This window comes from Mesorhizobium sp. M1E.F.Ca.ET.045.02.1.1 (genome assembly GCF_003952485.1).
In the GTDB taxonomy this organism is placed as follows: Bacteria; Pseudomonadota; Alphaproteobacteria; order Rhizobiales; family Rhizobiaceae; genus Mesorhizobium.
This window is the reverse complement of the sequence record NZ_CP034447.1, coordinates 2643241-2663445: the sequence shown is the minus strand read 5'-3', so window position 1 is coordinate 2663445 and position 20205 is coordinate 2643241. Positions and strand designations below refer to the sequence as shown.

Below are 20205 nucleotides of genomic sequence, written 5' to 3'. Positions count from 1 at the left end.
CTCTACCGCACCTGTTCGCCTGTCTGCGGCGACCAGAGGGGCCAGCTCTCCAGGAAATCATGGCTGTGCACGACGACGCGCTGCCCATCGATCAGGATGATCGAATAGGCGGGCGGCGCCTGCTCGACCACCTCGTCGCCGACAAGATCGAGCATGAAGCGGGCATTCAGGCCGCGCTGCGCCGAGAACGGAATGCCGGCGACAGTGCCGGCGATGTCGCGATGGACGTGGCCGAAGAAGATGTAGCGGACATTGCCGTGGCGCGTGAGCACATCGAGCAGGCGCTGCGGCTGTTCGAGGCCGAGCGGGTCGAGGATTGTCAGGCCAAGTTCCACTGGCGGATGGTGCAGGAAGAGATAGGCCGGCTTGCCTGCTGCCTCGGCAAGCCGTGCGTCGAGCCAACCCAGGCGGTTGTCGCACAGTTCTCCGGTGACGCGGCCTTCGGCCAGGCTGTCGAGGAAGACCAGCCGCCCCTCCGGCGTATCGAAGACCGATTGCACGAAGCCGTTGTCGTCGACCGGACTTTCCGGAAAGGCGGCGATGAGGTTCGCCCGCCGGTCGTGGTTCCCCGGCAGCAGCCGGTAGGGCACGGAGAGCCGGCCGAGCGCCGATTTCAGATCGGCATAGCTCCCGGCCTCGCCCGACTCGGTCAGGTCGCCGGTGAACACGCAAAGCGCTGCATCGCCGTTGCGTGCATTGATATGATCGATGCAGCGGTCGAGCCGCTCATGCAGGTCCGCACCAAAGCGGACCTCGCCCCGACGGCCGAGATGGACGTCGGTGATCTGGATGATCTTCATTCCGTGAACCCTCTATCGACCCTTACAGCGCAGGCTCCGGCACCGAAGCCTTGAAGACGTCGAGCCTGCCACCGTTCTCCGACGAGAAGAAGTGCAGGTCGCTCTCCGCGAACTGGAGGCCGATCGCGCTGCCCGGCTCGGGATGGACGGTCTCGGAGGTCACCACGGAGAATGGCGCGCCGTCGAGATCGACATAGACGACCCGGCCGGCACCCAGTTCCTCGACGAGGTCGACCGTTGCGCCGAGCGCGCTCGGCGTTCCAGGCGCCACCATGCGCACGGCCTCGGGCCGGATGCCGACCGCGATCTTCGAGCCGACGGGAAGGCCGGCGCGGGAAACGTTTAGCTTGCGGCTGCCGCCAAGCAGCGACAGCCCGTCGAGCGTGACCGTCCCTTCGAGCATGTTCATGGCCGGCGCGCCGACGAAGGTCGCCACGAAGCGGCTCGCCGGCCGGCTGTAGACTTGCGCCGGCGTGCCGACCTGCTCGACGCGGCCGCCATTCATCACCACCAGCCGGTCGGCAAGCGTCATCGCCTCGACCTGGTCATGGGTGACGAAAACGGACGTGGCGTTGAGGCGCCGATGCAGCTTGCGGATTTCCGAACGCATCTGCACGCGCAGCTTGGCGTCGAGGTTGGAGAGCGGTTCGTCGAAGAGGAAGACCTTCGGCTCGCGGATCATGGCGCGGCCCATGGCGACGCGCTGGCGCTGGCCGCCGGAAAGCGCCGTCGGCTTGCGGTCGAGCAGATGCTCGAGCTCCAGGATGCGGGCGACGGCCTGGATGCGCCGGGTTCGTTCCGCCGCCGGAACACCGGCCACCTTCAGCGAATAGCCGATATTCTGGGCCACGCTCATATGCGGATAGAGCGCGTAGTTCTGGAACACCATGGCGCAGCCGCGCTCGCGCGGCTCGAGCTTGTTGACGACCGTGCCGTCGATGGCGATCGTGCCGTCGGAAATCTCCTCCAGCCCCGCGATCATGCGCAGCAGCGTGGACTTGCCGCAGCCCGACGGCCCGAGGATGACGACGAATTCGCCGGATTTGATGTCGAGATCGACGCCGTGCACGACCTGCATCTTGGCGTAGCTTTTCCGGACATCGCGGATGGTGATGGAGGCCATTGTCCGTCTCCTTATTTTTCCGTGGCGATCAGGCCGCGCACGAACCAACGCTGCATCAGCACCACGACGATCAGCGGCGGCAGCATGACGATCAGCGTGCCGGCCATGGCGATATGCCATTCCGGCGCACCGCCGACATTGGGGATGAGCTGCTTGAGTTCCGTCACCGCCGTCGCGTGCGACTGATCCGTGGTGATGAGTAGCGGCCACAGATACTGGTTCCAGGCCCACAGGAACATGATGGTGCCGAGCGCCGCCATGTTGTTGCGCGACAGCGGCAAGAGGATATCGATGAAGAAGCGCAGCGCGCCGGCGCCGTCCATGCGCGCGGCCTCCGTCAGTTCGTCGGGCACCGTCAGGAAGAACTGGCGGTAGAGGAAGGTGCCGGTAGCGGTGGCGATCAACGGCATGATCAGGCCCGTGTAGGAATTGAGCAATCCGAGGCTGAGCGAGACCTGAACGCCGGACACCTTCTCGATCAGCCAGGAGAGCCCGGTGACGTCCATGATCGCCTGATAGGGCGACAGCACGTTGGCGACCACCGCGTAGGTCGGCACGATGCGCACCTCGAGCGGCAGCATCAGCGTGACGAAGATCAGCCAGAAGATCAGCGTCCGCCCGGGATAGCGGAAATAGACGATCGAGAAGGCGGTCAGCGCCGAGATGATCACTTTGCCGGCGGCGACGCCCGCCGCCATGATGAAGCTGTTGAAGAGCTTCGGGCCGAGGCCGGCCGTCGTCCAGGCCGTCTTGATGTTGACCCAGAAGTCGCTGCCCGGCAGCAGCGACATCGGCACGTCGTTGACGTCCTTCAGATTGTGCGAGGCGGCGATCGCCACGATGACGAACGGCGCCACGCAGAAAACGAAGCCGACGAACAAAATCAGATGCGTGAAGAAGTTGAGGATAGGGGTACGCTCGACCATGGCCGCCTCAGCGATAATGCACGCGCCGCTCGATGAAGCGGAACTGGACGATGGTCAGCACGATGATGAGCAGCATCAGGATGATGCTCTGCGCGGCCGCGCCTGAGTAGTCGAGGCCTCTGAAGCCGTCGGAATAGATCTTGTAGACCATCAGGTTGGTGGCGTTCGCCGGGCCGCCGGCGGTCATGATGTCGACGATGCCGAAGGAATCCTGAAAGCTTTCGGTGATGTTGATGACCAGGAGGAAGAAGATCGTCGGCGTGATCAGCGGGAACTGGATGTCCCAGAAGCGGCGGACGACGCCCGAGCCGTCCATCGCCGCCGCCTCGATCAGCGAGCGCGGGATCGCCTGCAGCGCGGCGAGGAAGAAGATGAAGTTGTAGCCGACATATTTCCACGAGAAGGCGATGATGACGGAGGCCATGGCGTCGGCGCCGTTGAGGCCGGGATCCCAAAAGCCCGGCCAGAACTTGTTGACGGCGGCCATGAAGCCGGCTTCCGGCGCCAGGATGAAGCGGAACGCCAGCGCCAGCGCCGGTGCTGCGATGCCGTAGGGCCAGATCAGCACGACACGGTAAAGACGTGAGCCGGCAAGCTGGCGGTCGGTCAGCGTGGCGAGCACCAGCGCGATGACCATCGCAAGACCGGTGCTGATGCCGGCGAAGACAAGGCTGGCGGTGATCGAGTTCCAGTAGTCGGCGTTGGCGAGGATCGAGCGGAAATTGTCGAGCCCGACCCAGATGTTGCCGCCGCCCCAGGGCTGCTGCAGCGTCAGCGACCAGTAGACCGCCTGGCCGGCCGGCCAATAGAAGAAGGTGAAGATCAGCAGGAGCTGCGGCACCGCGAACAGGATGCCGATCGTCCATCTGCCGAAAGTGACGCGTTTTTCCATCGATCCGCCGACGCCGTTAAACCGCCAGCCCGCCTTCCGCGAACAAACTAGATGTGAAACGGCCGCCCGTCGATTCTCGGCGGACGGCCATGGCTGCGTAGGAAATCAGGGCAGCGTCTTGTTGGGATAGGTCTGCTGGAAGCGGTCGAGGATGGCGTCGCCGTTCTTGACCAGCGCGTCGATGCCGTCCTGCACGCTTTCCTTGTTGGCGAAGATCGCCTGCATCTGCGTGCCGAACTCGGCGCGGATCTGGGTGAAGTTGCCGAGGCGGATACCGCGGGTGATTTCGGTCGGCTCCGAGGCGGTCAGGCTGGCGATTGCCACTTCACGGCCCTTGTAAGGCGCCTTGTCGTAGAAGCCGCTTGCCTTCATGTATTCGAAGCCCGACTTGGTCACCGGGATATAGCCGGTGTTGGTCGACCAGAACAAAGCGGTCTTGGGGTCGTGGATGAAGTTGAGGAAGGCGGCCGCGCCCTTGTATTCGGCGTCCGACTTGCCGGAGAGCACCCACAGCGAAGCGCCGCCGACCAGCGAGTTCTTGCGCTCGGTGCCGGCATAGACCGGCAGCTCGGCGACATCCCAGTTCATGCCTTCCTTCTGGGTCTTGCCGACCGTGCCGTGGTCGCCGACCGAGGTCATGATGACCTGGCAGGTGCCGGTGGCGAAGGCCTGCACCATATCCTGGCCGAGGTCCTTCGACTTGATCTTGATCAGGCCGTCGTCGTACCACTTCTTCAAGTCGGTGACGTACTGGACGAACTTGGTCTTGTTCATTTCCAGGCGGGCGTCGAGGCCGTCATAGCCGTTGTTCTTGCTGGCGATCGGCTGGTTGTGGATGGCCGAGAACTGCTCCATCAACTGCCAGCTTTCGTTGCCGGAGATGTTGATCGCCATCGGGCAATCGTAGCCGGCGTCCTTCAGTGCCTTGAGGTCGGCGCCGACATCTTCCCAGGTCTTCGGCGCCTCGGTCTTGCCGATCTTGGCGAAGGCGTCCTTGTTCCAGTACATCAGCGCCGTCGACGAGTTGAACGGGAAGGACAGCATCTCGCCCTTCGAGGTCGCGTAGTAGCGGGCGATGCCGGGGAAATAGTCGCTGTAGTCGATCTTGTAGCCGTTCTCTTCCATCAGCTTGTCGGCCGGCTTGTAGGCGCCCGACAGCATCATGGTGGCGGTGCCGACGTCATAGACCTGGACGACAGTGGGCTGCTTGCCGGCGCGGAAGGCGGCGATGGTGTTCTGCAGCGTGGCGTCGTAGTTGCCCTGGCTGGTGCAGACCACTTCATAGTCGGACTGCGAGGCGTTGAAGTTCTTGCACAGCGTGTCGACGACGCGGGCGAGATCGCCCGACAGGCCGAACCAGAAGTCGAATTTGACCGGCTCTGCAAAGGCAGGCGCCGCGAACGCGGCGCTGAGCGCGCCTGCGGCAAGGGCAGCGAGGCCCCGCTTGATGATCGTCATGGTTTTTCCCTCTTGAGTGGCAGTTTGACAAGGTTTGGCGCAAGTCCCTGCCGCTCTCTTAGAGAAGGTATGTGACAGTTCTGTTGTGGCCCCCGGACTGGTAGGTTGGGCCCTGTGGACAGCCGGTCTCTCCTCCCCTTCGGCGGTGGTGCCGGCATGAAAACGTCATATCGGCGGTCTAGGAAGCTAGAGCGCCAAAAAGTGGCGTAAAGGCCGCCCGTGATTAACCGGCTAAATTTGGACGCCAGCTGAATTGGACGAATGACATGCTTGTCGCGCAATTGACCCATGTCCCGATCGCCGAACGCCAGGCGATGCGGGAAGGTCCGCGCGACAGCGCCACCCACCTGCGCCACGCGGCCGCCATTCCGGCGCTCGGCGAGATCGAGATCGGCGGCAGGACATCCCGGGGCAGCGCCGGCGAGAGCCTGACCGTGATGGCCTGGAACGTCGAGCGGCTTCGCCATGTCGAAGCGATTGCCGTAATGATCGCCGGCCAGGCGCCGGACGTCGTCCTGCTGTCGGAGGTCGACAAGGGCATGGCACGCACCGGCAACGGTCATCCGCTGAGCCGGCTTGCCGACCGGCTCGGCCATGCCTTCGCCTATGGCGTCGAGTTCGTCGAGCTGGGCGCCGGCAATGAAACGGAGCGGACGGCAGCCGGCAAAGCCGAGAATACCGAAGGCTTCCACGGCAATGCCGTGACCAGCGCAGTGCCGCTGCTGCGGCCGTTCCTCATTCGGCTGGATGCCGCCGGCGGCTGGTTCCGGCCGGAGCGCGGCCAGCCGCGCATCGGCGGGCGGATGGCGATCGGCGGCCAGGTGCTGGTCGGCGAGCGCCGGGTGACAATCGTTTCCGTGCATCTCGAAAACCGCACCGATCCCGCCGGCCGGGCCGACCAGATACGCCATCTCCTCGATGCCATCGACAGATACGACGCGGAAGCGCCTGTGCTGATCGGCGGCGACTTCAACACGCTGACCGCCAGCCATGAAGAGCGTCACGACGACCCGGTCGCATGGCGCGCCAGGATCGCGGCCGAACCCGACCGGCTGATCAAGGTCGAACGCCACGAACCGTTGTTCCAGGTGTTTGCCGAGCGCGGCTATGGCTGGCGCGACGCCAACACGCTCGACCGGCCGACCCAGCGGCGAGCGGCGGGAGACCCGACGCCGATCGGCCGCATCGACTGGTTCTTCACGCGCGGCCTTGCGGCAAGCGCTCCGGCCACCCTGCCGGCGGTGCTGCCCGACGGCAGCCCGAGTTCCGACCATGAGGCACTGATCGTCACCGTCCGTTTGGGGTGAGCATCGCGCTAAATCGCATCCGCGCTTTGGCGTTCACGGCCCGAGCGCCGCTTCCACCAGCCGCTTGGCGTCGGCGCTCGACCATTCGGCCGGGCCGTTCATATGCGCGATCAGGCAGCCTTCGCCGTCGATCAGCATCGTCACCGGCAAGCCCAGCGCCAGTCCGCGTGTCTTGGCCTCATTGAACAGGCCCATGGTCGCATCCCGGTAGTAGCCGAGCGTCTCGACGCCGATCTCCTTGAGGAATTTCTTCGGCTTGGCGTCGTCGCCGGTATCGACATTGACCGCGACAACCTCGAAGGTGTTGCTGCCCTTCTCCTTCTGCAGCGCATCGAGCGCCGGCATTTCGGCACGGCAGGGCGCGCACCAGGTCGCCCAGAGATTGAGCAGCACCGTCTTGCCGGCATGATCGGCGATCGTCATCGGCTTGCCGTCGGGACCGTTGAAGGCAAGGCTCTTCATCGATTGCGGCGGATCGGCCGGCTGCAGCGCGGCGACCTGGCCCACGGCCTTCGCCGCGACCTGCCTGGCCCGCTCGGCCTTGGCCTTGCAGGCGACATCGTCCTTGCCGTCGGCTGCCGCGGACTGAGACGGGGCGTTGTTGCCAGAACTGCTCTCGCTGACATATACCGCGACCGCGCCGGCCAAGACGCCCGCCGCCAGGGCGGCGAGGATGAGGCGCGGGGCCGGGAAGAATCTATTTCCGTCTGCCATTTTTCAAAAACTGTTCCGGAGCACGGGTTATAGCGATGAGCGACAAGAAGGCCAGCAACCAGATGTGGGGCGGACGTTTTGCCTCGGGTCCGGCCGCGATCATGGAAGCGATCAACGCGTCGATCTCCTTCGACCGCAAACTCTATGCGCAGGACATCCGCGGATCGATCGCCCATAGCGAGATGCTGGCGCAAACGGGCATTATTTCGGCCGCCGATCAAGAAAAAATCGCTCACGGGCTGAACACGGTTCTGAAAGAGATCGAGGCCGGCAAGTTCGAATTCTCGACCCGGCTGGAAGACATCCACATGAATGTCGAGGCGCGGCTTGCCGACCTGATCGGCTCGGCTGCGGGGCGCCTGCACACCGCCCGCTCGCGCAACGACCAGGTGGCCGTCGACCTCAGGCTGTGGGTCAAGGAAGAATGCCAGCGCGTCGCTGAGGCGCTGAAGGGCCTGATCGCCGCTTTCCTGGAGCGCGCCGAGGAGCACGCCGCGACGGTGATGCCCGGCTTCACCCATATGCAGGCCGCGCAGCCGGTGACCTTCGGGCACCATTGCATGGCCTATGTCGAGATGTTCGGTCGCGACCTCTCGCGCGTCCGCGATGCCATCGAGCGGATGGACGAAAGCCCGCTGGGCGCCGCCGCTCTTGCCGGCACCAGCTTCGGCATCGACCGTCACATGACGGCCAAGGCTCTCGGCTTCCGCGAGCCGATGCGCAATTCCCTCGACAGCGTGTCGGACCGCGACTTCGCGCTCGAGTTCCTCTCGATCGCCGCGATCTGCGGCACGCATCTGTCGCGGCTCGCCGAGGAGATCATCATCTGGTCGACCCCGCAATTCGGCTTCATCCGGCTCTCGGATTCGTTCTCCACCGGCTCCTCGATCATGCCGCAGAAGAAGAACCCCGACGCCGCCGAACTGGTGCGCGGCAAGACCGGCCGCATCAACGGCCATCTCGTCGGCCTGCTGACCGTCATGAAGGGCATGCCGCTGACCTACGGCAAGGACATGCAGGAAGACAAGGAATCGGTCTTCGACGCCGCCGAGACGCTCGACCTGATGCTGGCCGCGACCACCGGCATGGTGCGCGACATGACCGTGAACGCAGCGGCCATGAAGAAAGCCGCCGGCGCCGGCCATGCCACCGCCACCGACCTTGCCGACTGGCTGGTTCGCAATCTGGGCCTCCCCTTCCGCGAGGCCCACCATGTCACTGGCCGCGCCGTGGCGCTGGCCGAGGACAAGAAGGTCAGCCTGGAGAAGCTGTCGCTGAAGGACTTGCAGTCGATCCATCCCGGCATCACCGACGGCATCTTCTCGGTGCTTGCGGTGCAGAATTCGGTGAAGAGCCGCACAAGTTTCGGCGGCACCGCGCCGTCCGAGGTGAAGAAGCAGATCCGCTATTGGAAAAAGCGGCTCGCCAAGGCGTAATGCCGGGATGCAATACGCCGAAAACTCGGATAAAAGCGCAGCACGCAAACAGTTTCGGACGGATGGATCGATGACCGGAAGCAGGATTTTGGTGACGCTCGCGCTGCTCGCGGCGATGGTTGCCGTCACGGCCTGCGGCCGAAGGACCGGCCTCGACACGCCTTACGAGGCGGCCGTGCAGGCGCGCAAGGATGCGGAGAAGGCGAAACAGCCGCTGCCGCCGGAGCCGGAGAAACCGGTCAAGGACAAGAAGTTCATTCTCGATCCTTTGCTCTAGAGCCGATGAGATCGTCCGATCTCATCGTGCTCCAATTTCGGAACCACCGCACGTGAACCATTTCGATTACCGCGACGGCGTGCTTCACGCCGAGGACGTCGCAATCCCCGACATCGCCAGGCAGGTCGGCACGCCCTTCTACTGCTATTCGACCGCGACGCTGACCAGGCATTTTCGCGTCTTCAAGGAGGCTTTCAGCGACCTCGACGCACTCGTCTGCTACGCCATGAAGGCGAACTCCAACCAGGCCGTGCTGAAGACGCTGGCCAGGCAAGGCGCCGGCGCCGACGTGGTGTCGGAAGGCGAATTGCGCCGCGCCTTGGCCGCCGGCATCCCGGCCGACAAGATCCTGTTTTCGGGCGTCGGCAAGACCGCGCGCGAGATGGACTTCGCGCTCGCCGCCGGCATCCTCTGCTTCAACGTCGAGTCCGAGCCGGAGCTGGAATTGCTTTCTCAGCGCGCGACCGCGCTCGGCAAGGTGGCGCCGATTTCACTGCGCATCAATCCCGATGTCGACGCCAAGACCCACAAGAAGATCTCGACCGGCAAGGCGGAGAACAAGTTCGGCATTCCCTGGCAGCGGGCACGCCAGGTCTATGCCCGCGCGGCCGAGCTGCCCGGCATCAGGGTGACCGGTATCGACACCCATATCGGCAGCCAGATCACCGAGTTGCAGCCCTTCGACGACGCCTTTGCGCTGCTGGTGGAACTGGTCGGAACGCTGCGCGCCGATGGGCATAGGATCGAGCATGTCGATCTTGGCGGCGGTCTCGGCATCCCTTACCGCGTCGACAACAGCCCGCCGCCGCTGCCCGATGCCTATGCCGAGATCGTGCGCAAGCACGTCACCAAGCTCGGCCTGAAGGTGATGTTCGAGCCTGGCCGACTGATCGTCGGCAATGCCGGCATCCTGGTCTCCGAGGTGATCTTCGTGAAGGAAGGCGACGCCAAGAACTTCCTCGTCGTCGACGCCGCCATGAACGACCTGATCAGGCCGACGCTCTATGACGCATTCCACGACATCAAGCCGGTGGTGCAGCCGCCGGCCGCAACGCCGCGCATGAAGGTCGACGTGGTCGGCCAGGTTTGTGAGACCGGCGACTATCTCGGACACGACCGCGACCTGCCCAGGTTGAAGGCCGGCGATCTCATCGCCGTCGCTACCGCCGGCGCCTATGGCGCGGTGCAGGCCGGCACCTACAACACCCGGCTCCTGGTGCCCGAAGTGCTGGTCGACGGCGACCGTTTCCACGTCGTGCGGCCGCGCCAGACCTATGAGGAGCTGATCGGGCTCGATTCGATCCCGGATTGGCTGACGTAGCCGCGAGCCGCTAGAGCAATCCAGGAAAAGTGTGTAACGGTTAGGCTCGGCGACTTCGCCGTAGCCTTCCGCCCGGAATTGCGTGAAAACAAAGAGATAAAGCGGTTCGCCGTTTCCGTGAAACGGTGAAACGCACTAGATTTTTCGCAGAATGAGCGCCTTGGCTTCGGCGATCCTGTCCTCGTCGCGGCGATAGAAAATCCACTGCCTGGTGCGCTTGGCGCTGAGCAGGCCGGCCTGCGTCAAGACGCGCATATGCTCGCTGAGCGTCGCCTGTGTGATGCCGAGCTTTTCGGCGATCAGCAGGGCGCAGACACCGTCCTGCACCAGATCGCCATCGGCCTGGCGCGGGAAATGCGCGCGTGGGTCCTTCAGCCAATCGAGGATTTGCAGCCGGCGCTCGTTGGCGATCGCCTTGAAAATATCGACCTCTTGCATTTAGCCATTTTGCTAAGTTACTAATTGAAGTCAACCCCAGGGAGCCGCGCATGCTGAACACAAGCCCATTGGACAAAGGGACGATCACACGCGAACGCATTGCCGCCGTGGAGCCGCGCATTCGCCCTTATGTGCGCCACACGCCGGTGATGCGCGTCGACATGGCGGATTTCGGCCGGCCGGCCTTTCCGGTCGACCTGAAGCTCGAATGCCTGCAGCATTCCGGCTCGTTCAAGGCGCGCGGCGCCTTCACCAATCTGCTCGAGCGGCAGGTGCCGGAAGCAGGCGTCGTCGCCGCCTCCGGCGGCAATCATGGCGCGGCGGTTGGCTATGCCGCCATGAAGCTCGGGCACAAGGCCACCATCTTCGTGCCCGAGGTCAGCCCGCCGGCGAAGCTCGAGCGCATCCGCGGCTACGGCGCCCAGCTGATCGTCGGCGGCGAGCGCTATGCCGAAGCGCTGGCCGCCAGCGAGGATTTTGCCGAAAAGACCGGTGCCCTGCAGATCCATGCCTTCAATCAGGAAGAAACGCTCATCGGCCAGGGCACGGTCGGCCTCGAGATCGAAGCCGACCTGCCCGGGATCGACACGCTTCTGGTCGCCGTCGGCGGCGGCGGTCTGATCGGCGGCATCGCAGCCTGGTTCGCTGGCCGCATCCGTATCATCGCCATCGAACCCGAGGGAGCGCCGACGCTTTACCGCGCGTTCGAGGCCGGCAAGCCGGTCGATGCGCCGGCCGAGGGAATTGCCGCCGATTCGTTGGCGCCGAAGCGTGTCGGCGAAATGATGTTCCCGATCGCCGAGGCCTTTGTCGAGCGCTCGATCCTGGTCGGCGACGACGACATCGTGGCGGCGCAGAAAGCGCTCTGGGACCGCGCGCGAATCATTGCCGAGCCCGGCGGCGCCGCCGCCTTCGCGGCGATGCTTTCGGGCCGCTACGAGCCGTCGCCGGACGAGCGCGTTGCCGTTCTGGTCTGCGGCTCCAACACAAATCCCGCGAATTTCTGACCATAACGGGGGCTAACCTCTTCACGATTTTGGAACCCGCCTCGCCTTTGCCGTGTTTGCTGGTATTCTGCTCATGAGGTCCGGGCCATCCCGCCCGGGCAGGAAGGGCCGATGACGGAACGACCCATTTCCAGCGAACGCGGTCTGGCCGGGCGTCTGGCGCTCAGCCGGCTGGCGACGCGAACCTCGATGATCTTCGAGCGTGGCTGGCCGTTGCTGCTGCCGCTGGCAGTCGTCGCCGGCCTGTTCCTCAGCGTCTCGTGGTTGGGCCTGTTCCAGCGCCTGCCGGATCCTGCGCGGATCGGTCTCCTGATCCTTTTTGGCGTATCGGCGCTGGCGGCGCTCTATCCGCTGCGCTTCTTCCGCATGCCGTCCTCCGCCGAGGTCGACCGGCGCATCGAGGCCGCGAACGAGTTGCTGCACAGCCCCGTGCAGGTGCAGACCGACCGGCCGAGCGGCGCGGAGAGTGTTTTCTCGCAGGCGCTCTGGCGTGAGCACCAGAAACGCATGGCGGAGCGGCTCTCCAGCCTCGGCGCCGACAGGCCGCGCACACGCGTGCCGGACTACGATCGCTGGGGCCTGCGAGCACTGGTGGGACTGCTCTTCGTCACCGCCTTCGCCTTCTCGTTCGGGCCTTTCGGCGGCCGGATCAGCGACGGCTTCGTCGCCGGAGCAGCGCGCGATACCGTGCCGCCGCGCATCGATGCCTGGGTGACGCCGCCCGCCTATACCGGCAAGCCGCCGCTGTTTCTGACCGCCGACGCCAATCAGGCCGCACAGACCTTCAGCATCCCGCAAGGCAGCGACGTGTCGCTGCGCGTCACCGGCGGCTCCGGCGAGGAAACGCTGAACTATGCCGATGTGAGCGGCAATGCCCGCGCCATCGAGCCGGCCGCGCCGAAGGGTGTCACGCCCGCCGCCGCCCAGCCGGCGCCCCCAGCCGCTGCCCAGCTCAAAGCGCGCCAGTTCTCCGGCAAGCTGAGCACCGATGGCGTGCTGACGCTGAAGTCCGGTGAGGACGATCTCGGCCACTGGGCGTTTGCCATCATCCCGGACAAGCCTCCGACGATCCGTTTCGTCGGCGAACCGAAGCGCGCCGTCAATGGCGCCATCGAGCTCAACTACCAGATCGATGACGACTATGGCGCGGCTTCTGCCAAGGCTGTCTTCGAGCTGTTGGATCCGCCGCCGGCCGATGCCCATCCGCTCTATGGCCCGCCCGACATGCCGCTGACGCTGCCGCGCCGCGGCGGCAAGGCGAACGCGGCCAAGACGACCAAGGATCTGACCGAGCATGTCTGGGCCGGCAGCACCATAAAGCTGACGCTCACCGCCACGGACGATGCCGGCCACACCGCCACCAGCGAAACCAAGACGCTGGTGATGCCGGAGCGGCCCTTCTCCAATCCGCTGGCCCGCGCCGTGATCGAGCAGCGCCGGCTGCTGGCGCTCGACACCAACGCCAGGCCGCGCGTGCTCGACCTGATGGACGCGATCACGCTGCGCCCCGAGGATACTTTCGACAACATGTCGCATTATCTCGCGATCATGAGCGCGAGGAGCCGGCTGAAGCTCGCAGGCAGCGATGACCAGTTGCGCAACGAGGTGGCCTATCTGTGGGAGATCGCGCTCGGCATCGAGGAAGGCAACCTGTCGGCCGCCGAGCGGCGGCTGCGCCAGGCGCAGCAGGCGCTGCAGGACGCCATCAAGAACGGCGCCAGCGACGAAGAGCTCGACAAGGCGATGAAGGAACTGCGCGAAGCGATGAACCAATTCCTGCAGGAGTTCGCCCAGCGCGCGAAGCAGAACCCGAACGCGCCGCAGATGCAGCAGAACGGCCGGGAACTGCGCCAGAGCGATATCGACCGGATGATGGACGAGATCGAAAACCTCGCCAAATCCGGTGACCGCGACAGGGCCCAGCAGCTTCTGTCGGAGCTGCAGGACATGATGAACAACCTGCAGGCCGGCCGCCAGCAGCAGGGCGGCGAGCAGGACAGCGAGATGCGCCAGCAGATGGACAAGCTGGGCGAGATCATGCGGCGCCAGCAGGAGATGATGAACGACACTTTCCGCCTCGACCAGATGCAGCGCGGCCAGCGTGGCCAAAACGGCGACCAGCAGATGGGCGAGGATGGCGAGCAGGGCCAGTCTCAGGACGGGCAGAAGCCCGGCCCCGGCGACGACCGCGATCCGCTCGGCCGGCCGGGGATGTCGCCAAAGGATCTGGCCGACGCGCTGAAGCAGCTGCAGGAGGGCCAGGGCCAGCTGCAGAGCGACCTCGACAAGCTGAAGAAGGGCCTCGAAGGCATGGGCATGCAGCCCAATGAGGGCTTTGGCGAGGCCGGCAAATCCATGGGCGATGCCGAGCAGTCGCTTGGCGAGGGCAACGGCGACGAGGCCGTCGGCCACCAGGGCCGCGCGCTGGAGGCGCTGCGCCGAGGCGCCAAGGACATGATGAAGCAGATGCAGGCCATGCAGGGCGACCAGGGCGGCAGCGAGCAGGGCGGGCGCCAGCAGGACGCCGACCGCGATCCGCTCGGCCGGCCGCGCGCCACCAAGGGTTCCGACGACGGCAACTCCGTCAAGGTACCGGACGAGATCGACGTGCAGCGCGCCCGCCAGATTCTCGAAGCGATCCGCAAGCGCCTCGGCAACGCGCTGAGCCCGGACATAGAGCGCAGTTATCTCGAGCGGCTGCTCGAACTGAAATAGGCGGTCCCCCCAGATCGCCCGCAGCCGGCATCTATGCTGCCGGCGCGGTTTGCCTGGTCAGCATGAAAGCCTCGCGGATCGCGTTCTCCATGCCGTCGATCGCTTCGCCCGCCGCCAGCGGATTGCGGTGCAGCACCACATTGGAGGAATCGATGTCGCCGAAGCCGTCGGCGGCCGTCAGCTCGCGGCAGTCGGGCGGGATGTTGCTGCGCGAGATCGGCGCGATCGCCAAACCGGAAGTGACCGCGAGCGTCAGGCCGCCATTGGTGTCGCTGGTATAGGCGACGCGGTAGTCGAGACCGCGCTGCTGCAACGATTTGATCGCAAAGTCGCGGCACCAGCCGTCGCGGCTGTAGAGCGCGATCGGCACCGGCCGCTCCTCATGCATATGGTGCAGCATCGATGTCACCCACACCGTCGGATCGTGCATCAGCACCTCGCCGCCGGAAAAACCTTCCCATTCGAACACCACGGCGAGGTCGAGCTCCCCCGCCGCCAGCGCTTTCACCTGCGAGGCCGAATGGGCGTAGCGCACAGTGACTTCCACGCGCGGATGACGCTTGGCGAACTCGCCGAGCGCCCGCGACAGGATCGAGCGGCCATATTCGGCGGGTATCCCGATGCGCACCAGCCCGCCGAGCGGTGGCGCCACCAGCGACGCCGCCGTCTCGTCGAGCAGCGAGACGATGCGGCGGGCATTGGCGATGAGCTCGCCGCCGCGGCGCGTCAGCGCCACGCCGCGCGAGCCGCGCTCGAACAGGCTGTCGCCGACCATGTCCTCCAGCTTCTTCATCTGCATGGAAACTGCCGATTGGGTGCGTCCGGCCTTCTCGGCGGCCTTGGTGAAATTGCCCGTCTCGGCCACCGCCACGAAGGTGCGCAGGAGGTCGCTGTCGAGGGTGGGCTTCATAGGCATCGCCATAAGAAATTTTGATCGCTGATATCATTCCAATTCGTTTGCAACATGTCAAACGCCGCAGGATAGTCACCGCACCCATTGGATATGCGGCCGCGAAATCGGCCGCGGACCAATTCGAAGAGTCCTCACTCGTGCCCGCTGCCCGAAAACGGTGGCGGGCTCTTTTTCGCTGGAACGTCGATGCAGAACCGGATGGTGCTTGGCATCTTGAGCCTCTGCCTGGGCGTTCTGGTGTTTTCGCTGCAGGACCCGCTGGTGAAGGCAGTGTCGGGCGGCTATCCGGTGACGGAGGTGATGGCGATCCGCGCCATCGTCGCGCTGCCGATCCTGATCGTTGTCGTCCATGCCGATGTCGGCCTGAAGGCGCTGCTGTCGAAGCGAGCGGGCATGCTGACGCTGCGCGCCTTCACCCAGTTCTCGTCCTACACGGTCTATTACCTGGCGATCGCCGCCTTATCGCTGGCCGACGCGATAGCGCTTTATTTCATGGCACCGCTCTTCATCATGGCGCTCGCCGGGCCCTATCTCGGCGAGCACGTCTCCTGGCGGACGCTGACGACTGTGCTGATCGGCCTTGTCGGGGTCGTCGTGATGCTGCGTCCGGGCGCCGGAGTGTTCGACTGGGCGGCGCTGCTGTCGCTCGGCTCGGCATTCCTCTACGGCTTCTCGCAGTTGATGGCGCGCCGGATCGGCGACACCGAATCATCGACGGTCATGGCCTTCTACCAGAATGGCGCCTACCTCACCGGCGCTGTGGCGGTCGCCGCCATATTTCATCTTGCCGGCATCACCCACGCGGGCCATCCGAGCCTCGACTTCCTGGTGCGTCCATGGGTGTGGCCGACCATGCCGGACTTCCTCAAGATGGCCGCCTGCGGCCTCGTCGCCTCCGCCGGCATGATTTTGTTGTCGCAGGCTTATCGGATGGCCCCCGCCAACCGCGTCGCCACCTTCGAATATACCGGCATTCTCTGGTCGCCGCTCTGGGGCTTCCTGTTCTTCGCCGAGGTACCGCGCGTGACAACCGTGCTCGGCGCTGCGCTGATCATCGGCGCCGGCCTGCTCGCGCTCAACGGCGAGCGGCACAGGAGCGCCGTACCGACACTCGCGGCAACCGGTGATGCCGTCTAGATGGTCAAGCGAAGCAGCTTAAGGCCCGGCCGACACGGGCGCGTATCTCGGCAAGCGTGAACGGCTTCTGCACCACGTCGAGGATGATGCCGTTCAATTCCTCGGCGCGCTCGCGCTGGTCGGCATAGCCGGTCATCAGCATGATCTTCATCGCCGGGAACTGTTTCGCCGCCGCCGTCGCCATCTCGATGCCATCCATTTCCGGCATGCGGATGTCGGACACCACGAGATCGTAGCCGCCATGCGCCTGCCCGATCAGCGCCAGCCCTTGCGCGCCGTCGGCGGCGATAGTCACGTTGTGCCCGTCGCGCTCCAGCGCGCGGGCGGCGAGGGTGCGGACGGACTCATCGTCCTCGACGATCAGAAGCTTTGCCATGCCGAGATACATGGCGCGGAAACGTTGACTTTTTCTGAAAATTCGAACGGTCGACGGGTCGTCACGGATTCCGCTTCGAGAGTCAGGCGTCGCCCTTGACCACGCCGACGAACGGCAGTTCCCGGAACGCGTGCGCGACATCCATGCCGTAGCCGACGACGAAATAGTCGGGGCAGTCGAAGCCGACATAGTCGGCGTTGAGCGTGGTCTGGCGGCGCATGCGCTTGTCGAGCAGCACCGCGATGGCGCAGCTTTTGGCGCCGCGCGACAGCATGAGGTCGCGGGTGAAGGAAAGCGTCTTGCCGGATTCCAGGATGTCGTCGATCAAAAGCACGTCGCGTCCGACGACCTCGTTGTCGATGTCGCGCAGCACCCTGACCTCGCCGCTGGTGGTGCCGGCGCCGTAGCTGGAAATGAAGATGAACTCGACCTCGGGCGACAGGCCGACATCATGCATGGCGCGGATGAGATCGGCCGCGAAAACGAACGAGCCCTTCAGGATCGAGATCACCAGCAAGTCGTGGTAGTCGCGCCCGGCGATCTCCTTGGCGAGTTCGAGATTGCGGCGGGCAATCGCCGACGCCGAAAACAGGACCTCGATGTCCTTGCCGCGCACAACTGGCATACTTTTTTCCTTCGAAATCGCCCGCATCATCGATCGGTTTAGGTGTGTCGAGATTCAGGTCAGGCCGAGCCGAAAATAGTGGGCTCCGAGAACCGGAGCGGAGCGTACTTTTAGGTACGTGAGCACCGGCCTACGCCGGCCGTAGCCTTAATTTAACTGCCACGCCACTCCTAAGTGCTTCGACCGGCGAGTACCGGAAGCGCAGGAAACCGCCATTTGCAGGCCGGCATCACCTGAATATCAATAGACCCTAGCTGGCGAAGGTGACCGATACGGCCCTCACGCCGTTTCTAGGCACTTCGAGCCGGCTGGAAAAGCCGAATCTTTCGCCGGGCGCCAGCGAGCGGTTGGATGTCCCCAGCCTGTAGCGGATGACATTGCTGGCATTGTCGGTGACTCGGATCTCGAGCGGCGGCAGCGACTGTGCGCTTACCCCGTCATTGGCAGCCTCGCCGTCGACGAACAGGACCGGTTTAAGCCCCGAGGCGTCGATACGCGAGGTGACGCCGGAAATGCTGAACGCGCCTGCGGGCTGCGGGGTCGTCCAGAACGGGCTCTGGCGCACCAGGGCATGTCCGCCCGACACCCAGAAGGCGGCGAGCGCCATGCCGATGCCAGCGATCCAGAAGATCGGGCCGCCGCGCGAGAACCGCGCCGGCGCAGCCTCCGGCTTACGCAGCATGCCCATGCCTTCGATCGGTGGCGTCGAGGAGGTTTGTAGCGGTGCCGACGGCGCCACAGTCGGTTCCGGACGAACAGCGAGACGCGGCAGCACCACATAGTCGGCATCGACGATGTCGGCCGGCGTATCGTGCATGACGCGCTCCGGCGCCGCATTTGCCGCCCGAGCGGTCATGATTTCGCCGGAAACAGGGCGCGCGGTTCGTTTCTCAGCCATTACGGCCCCTGTGAGTCTTGGTAGCTTTTGGGTAAACGGAAATGGTTAACGCTTCCCCACCGGAACAGCCGTGAAACGTCGAAAACGAACCGAAATTAACCGGCGATTAACCATGCCGGCCGATGGTCTTTGTAGAGAACAGGCTGGCAGGACGCCGCCCAAGGTTTCAGGTCGCCGAACGTGATCCGCTTTGAAAATGTCGGCCTCCGCTATGGCATGGGTCCGGAGATCCTCCGCGACATTTCCCTGCACATTCCGGAGCGTTCCTTTCAGTTCCTGAGCGGCCCCTCCGGCGCCGGCAAGACGACCTTGCTGCGCCTGCTCTTCATGTCGCTGAAGCCGACGCGCGGCCTGATCACCATTTTCGGCAAGGACCGCTCGCGCATCTCACGCGGCGAACTGCCGCTGCTTAGGCGCCGCATCGGCGTGGTGTTTCAGGATTTCCGCCTGCTCGACCACATGACGACCTATGAGAACGTCGCGCTGCCTTTGCGCGTGCGCGGGCGCGAGGAGGCAGGCTATCGCACCGACGTGACCGAACTGCTGAAATGGGTCGGCCTCGGCGACCGCATGCATGTGCTGCCGCCGGTCTTGTCCGGCGGCGAGAAGCAGCGCGCGGCGATCGCGCGGGCGTTGATCGAGCAGCCGGAAATCCTGCTGGCTGACGAGCCGACCGGCAATGTCGATCCGCCGCTGGCGCGCCGGCTGCTGAGGCTGTTCATCGAGCTCAACCGGCTGGGCACGGCCGTGGTGATCGCCACTCACGACCTTGGCCTGATGGAGCAGGTCGATGCGCGACGCATGATTCTCGCCGGCGGAAGGCTGGATGTCTATGACTGATCTTCCGGCCGATCACCTGCACGAGGAAGCCGTCGAGACGATGCCGACTATGCGACGCGTCCAGCGCAAGATGGCGCCGATCGTGCCGGCGCAGAACATCGCCGGCCGGGCGCTGGTGCTGGTCATCGCCATCATGACCTTCCTGTCCTGCCTGACCTTCGGCGCCGTGACGCTGGTGCGCGACACCGCCTCGGTGTGGGAGAACCAGATCTCGCGCGAGGCGACGATCCAGATCAAGCCGGTCGAAGGCCTCGACATGGAGGCAGCCCTCGCGCAGGCCTCGCAGATCGCAGGCGAATTCCCTGGTGTGAAGGGCACGAAGATCGTCGACCGCGATGCGACGGCGCGCCTTTTGGAGCCGTGGCTGGGCACCGGCCTCAACATCGATGAGCTGCCGGTGCCGCGCCTCATCGTCGTCACCATCGACGAGGCCAGCCCGCCCGACTTCGCCGCCATGCGCGCCGCGATCACCCCCAAGCTGCCGAGCGCTGCGCTCGACGACCATCGCACCTGGGTCGACCGTTTGGTCGCCATGGCACATACGACGGTAACGATCGGCTTTGCCGTTCTGGCGCTGATATTGTCGGCGACCGTGCTGACGGTGGTGTTCGCCACGCGCGGCGCTATGGCCGGCAACGGGCACATCATCGAAGTGCTGCATTTCGTCGGCGCCGAGGCCCGCTTCATCGCGCGTGAATTCCGCTGGCACTTCCTGGTCACCGGCATGAAGGGCGCCGCCGCCGGAGGCGCTGCCGCCATTCTCGTCTTCATCGTCTTTTCCTGGTGGTCGTCGCGCAACATGGCAACGCCTGAGGCCGATCAGGCGACCGCGCTGTTCGGCAATTTCGCCATCGGCTCCACCGGCTATCTCGGCGTCGGCCTGATGGTGCTGGTGATCGGCGCGCTGACGGCGGCGACCTCGCATGTCACGGTCGTCACCTATCTCAGCGACATCGACATCCGCCAGCCGGAGGCGGGCTGATCATGATCCGACCGGTAGGA

General features: G+C 64.9%; 20 protein-coding genes. 9 read left to right on the top strand and 11 right to left on the bottom strand.

Features of this window, described 5'->3' with window-relative positions:
- Positions 1–2: 2 nt before the first annotated feature.
- From EJ070_RS12940 to EJ070_RS12920, 5 genes are all read right to left on the bottom strand, one after another.
- Positions 3–800 carry a phosphodiesterase gene (locus EJ070_RS12940; protein WP_126091715.1) on the bottom strand — a complete coding sequence of 266 codons (798 nt, stop codon included), beginning with the start codon at positions 798–800 and terminating at the stop codon, positions 3–5.
- 22 nt (positions 801–822) lie between these two features.
- Positions 823–1923 carry a sn-glycerol-3-phosphate ABC transporter ATP-binding protein UgpC gene (gene ugpC / locus EJ070_RS12935; RefSeq protein ID WP_126091714.1) on the bottom strand — a complete coding sequence of 367 codons (1101 nt, stop codon included), beginning with the start codon at positions 1921–1923 and terminating at the stop codon, positions 823–825.
- Between the two features lie 11 nt (positions 1924–1934).
- Positions 1935–2849: an ABC transporter permease subunit gene (locus EJ070_RS12930; RefSeq protein ID WP_126091713.1), complete on the bottom strand. Its 915-nt coding sequence runs from the start codon at positions 2847–2849 to the stop codon at positions 1935–1937.
- A gap of 7 nt (positions 2850–2856) precedes the next feature.
- The gene (locus EJ070_RS12925; RefSeq protein WP_126091712.1) at positions 2857–3741 is read right to left on the bottom strand and encodes an ABC transporter permease subunit; all 885 of its coding nucleotides are present in this window, start codon (positions 3739–3741) and stop codon (positions 2857–2859) included.
- Positions 3742–3846: 105 nt separating this feature from the next.
- On the bottom strand, positions 3847–5199 hold the full coding sequence (locus EJ070_RS12920; RefSeq protein ID WP_126091711.1) for an extracellular solute-binding protein: 1353 nt from the start codon (positions 5197–5199) through the stop codon (positions 3847–3849).
- Positions 5200–5465: 266 nt separating this feature from the next.
- Here EJ070_RS12920 and EJ070_RS12915 point away from each other — a divergent pair, with 266 nt between their 5' ends.
- Positions 5466–6506 carry an endonuclease/exonuclease/phosphatase family protein gene (locus tag EJ070_RS12915; protein WP_126091710.1) on the top strand — a complete coding sequence of 347 codons (1041 nt, stop codon included), beginning with the start codon at positions 5466–5468 and terminating at the stop codon, positions 6504–6506.
- 33 nt (positions 6507–6539) lie between these two features.
- Here EJ070_RS12915 and EJ070_RS12910 read toward each other — a convergent pair whose 3' ends face one another.
- Entirely contained in the window at positions 6540–7220 is a 681-nt protein-coding gene (locus EJ070_RS12910) for a TlpA disulfide reductase family protein (RefSeq protein WP_126091709.1), read from the bottom strand.
- A gap of 35 nt (positions 7221–7255) precedes the next feature.
- On the opposite strand from EJ070_RS12910, the gene argH reads away from it, so the two are divergent.
- The 3 genes from argH (at position 7256) to lysA (ending at position 10254) form a co-directional block, all read left to right on the top strand.
- Positions 7256–8656: an argininosuccinate lyase gene (gene argH, locus EJ070_RS12905; RefSeq protein ID WP_126091708.1), complete on the top strand. Its 1401-nt coding sequence runs from the start codon at positions 7256–7258 to the stop codon at positions 8654–8656.
- 70 nt (positions 8657–8726) lie between these two features.
- Positions 8727–8933, top strand: coding sequence for a hypothetical protein (locus tag EJ070_RS12900; RefSeq protein ID WP_126091707.1), 207 nt, complete (start codon positions 8727–8729; stop codon positions 8931–8933).
- A gap of 52 nt (positions 8934–8985) precedes the next feature.
- Entirely contained in the window at positions 8986–10254 is a 1269-nt protein-coding gene (gene lysA, locus EJ070_RS12895) for a diaminopimelate decarboxylase (RefSeq protein WP_126091706.1), read from the top strand.
- A gap of 135 nt (positions 10255–10389) precedes the next feature.
- Here lysA and EJ070_RS12890 read toward each other — a convergent pair whose 3' ends face one another.
- Positions 10390–10692, bottom strand: a complete 303-nt coding sequence (locus EJ070_RS12890) for a metalloregulator ArsR/SmtB family transcription factor (protein WP_126091705.1) — start codon at positions 10690–10692, stop codon at positions 10390–10392.
- A 50-nt stretch (positions 10693–10742) separates the two neighbouring features.
- On the opposite strand from EJ070_RS12890, the gene EJ070_RS12885 reads away from it, so the two are divergent.
- Both EJ070_RS12885 and EJ070_RS12880 read left to right on the top strand, forming a co-directional pair.
- On the top strand, positions 10743–11699 hold the full coding sequence (locus tag EJ070_RS12885) for a threonine/serine dehydratase (protein ID WP_126091704.1): 957 nt from the start codon (positions 10743–10745) through the stop codon (positions 11697–11699).
- Between the two features lie 111 nt (positions 11700–11810).
- Positions 11811–14414 (top strand): TIGR02302 family protein, encoded by a 2604-nt coding sequence (locus tag EJ070_RS12880; protein WP_126091703.1) that lies wholly within the window; start codon positions 11811–11813, stop codon positions 14412–14414.
- Between the two features lie 31 nt (positions 14415–14445).
- Here EJ070_RS12880 and EJ070_RS12875 read toward each other — a convergent pair whose 3' ends face one another.
- Entirely contained in the window at positions 14446–15324 is an 879-nt protein-coding gene (locus tag EJ070_RS12875; protein WP_126091702.1) for a LysR substrate-binding domain-containing protein, read from the bottom strand.
- A 189-nt stretch (positions 15325–15513) separates the two neighbouring features.
- Here EJ070_RS12875 and EJ070_RS12870 point away from each other — a divergent pair, with 189 nt between their 5' ends.
- Entirely contained in the window at positions 15514–16464 is a 951-nt protein-coding gene (locus tag EJ070_RS12870) for a DMT family transporter (RefSeq protein WP_126091701.1), read from the top strand.
- A gap of 4 nt (positions 16465–16468) precedes the next feature.
- On the opposite strand, the gene EJ070_RS12865 is transcribed toward EJ070_RS12870, so the two are convergent.
- The 3 genes from EJ070_RS12865 to EJ070_RS12855 all read right to left on the bottom strand — a co-directional run bounded on the left by EJ070_RS12865 (position 16469) and on the right by EJ070_RS12855 (position 18363).
- Positions 16469–16840, bottom strand: coding sequence for a response regulator (locus EJ070_RS12865; protein WP_126091700.1), 372 nt, complete (start codon positions 16838–16840; stop codon positions 16469–16471).
- Between the two features lie 82 nt (positions 16841–16922).
- Positions 16923–17465: a hypoxanthine phosphoribosyltransferase gene (hpt, locus tag EJ070_RS12860; RefSeq protein ID WP_126091699.1), complete on the bottom strand. Its 543-nt coding sequence runs from the start codon at positions 17463–17465 to the stop codon at positions 16923–16925.
- Between the two features lie 250 nt (positions 17466–17715).
- Entirely contained in the window at positions 17716–18363 is a 648-nt protein-coding gene (locus tag EJ070_RS12855; RefSeq protein WP_126091698.1) for a hypothetical protein, read from the bottom strand.
- A gap of 180 nt (positions 18364–18543) precedes the next feature.
- Between EJ070_RS12855 and ftsE the strand changes: the two genes are divergently transcribed.
- Positions 18544–19203 carry a cell division ATP-binding protein FtsE gene (gene ftsE, locus EJ070_RS12850; protein WP_126091697.1) on the top strand — a complete coding sequence of 220 codons (660 nt, stop codon included), beginning with the start codon at positions 18544–18546 and terminating at the stop codon, positions 19201–19203.
- Entirely contained in the window at positions 19196–20185 is a 990-nt protein-coding gene (locus tag EJ070_RS12845) for an ABC transporter permease (protein ID WP_126095729.1), read from the top strand. Before ftsE ends, EJ070_RS12845 begins: the two co-directional genes overlap by 8 nt.
- Positions 20186–20205: the final 20 nt, after the last annotated feature.